This is a genomic window from Aequorivita sp. CRS11, assembly GCF_059693805.1.
The window spans coordinates 1-753 of record NZ_JCATIG010000047.1 but is presented as its reverse complement, the minus strand read 5'-3'; the positions used below and the strand labels follow the sequence as shown (position 1 = coordinate 753).

Annotated in this window: 1 protein-coding gene; it reads right to left on the bottom strand. The window is 31.7% G+C overall.

Annotated features, from left to right (window positions below; genetic code table 11):
* Nucleotides 1-95 precede the first annotated feature (95 nt).
* Nucleotides 96-521 carry a hypothetical protein gene (locus AC58DT_RS15685; RefSeq protein ID WP_497217732.1) on the bottom strand — a complete coding sequence of 142 codons (426 nt, stop codon included), beginning with the start codon at nt 519-521 and terminating at the stop codon, nt 96-98.
* Nucleotides 522-753: the final 232 nt, after the last annotated feature.

The following is a 753-nucleotide window of genomic DNA, read 5'->3' as shown; positions in this document are numbered from 1 at the left end:
GCATTTTTTAAAGGCACCAAATTTGATTCATTCTCAAGCCTGACCAAAAAAGCAAAGCCGCTTAAAACGGCCTATATTGGTTCAGGTTTAAAAAATTAAGGGGTTGTGCAACGGTTACCATTGTTGTGTTTTAGTGCTTTCTGTTTTTTTATTAATTCATTTAATTCAGTCCACTTTTTGTCCATAAAATGAAAATTCGGCAGTTTTAATTTTGATTCGGTTCCGTTTGATTCGTATAAAATCCGATTCTTTTTTACTCCGATAATCTTATTTAATTCAATCCGTTCTTTTCCATTTTCGAGATAAATATAATTTTCGTCAAATTCGATTTCAGTCGGTTTGTCAAAAACTCTTTTCATCAAAAAAAGAGCATAAATCACAAATAATGAACAGAAGATAATAGCTCCGATTTTTTGAGTCCAAATGCTGTAAATCAGAAATCCAATTCCGCCAACAAGAATAATCCGAGCGATTATATATTGAGCATAATGTAAATTTGTATCGATTCGTTTTTTTGTCATTTTTCTTTTCGCTCGTGGTTTTTCTACATTAAACAAAACGGTTAGTATATGAAAAGTAGGCGTTTTTGAAGCTCGAACCTTTCAGTTACGCACAAACTTTGATACGAGCCAAAGCCCTTGAGTTTATTACTATCTCGCCTATTTTTTATATACATCTTAAGTTTGATTTTTACTAAATCAGTTAACTTTAAGTTCTAATCAGAAAGAACAAAAGAGCGGAGTAAGGTTACTA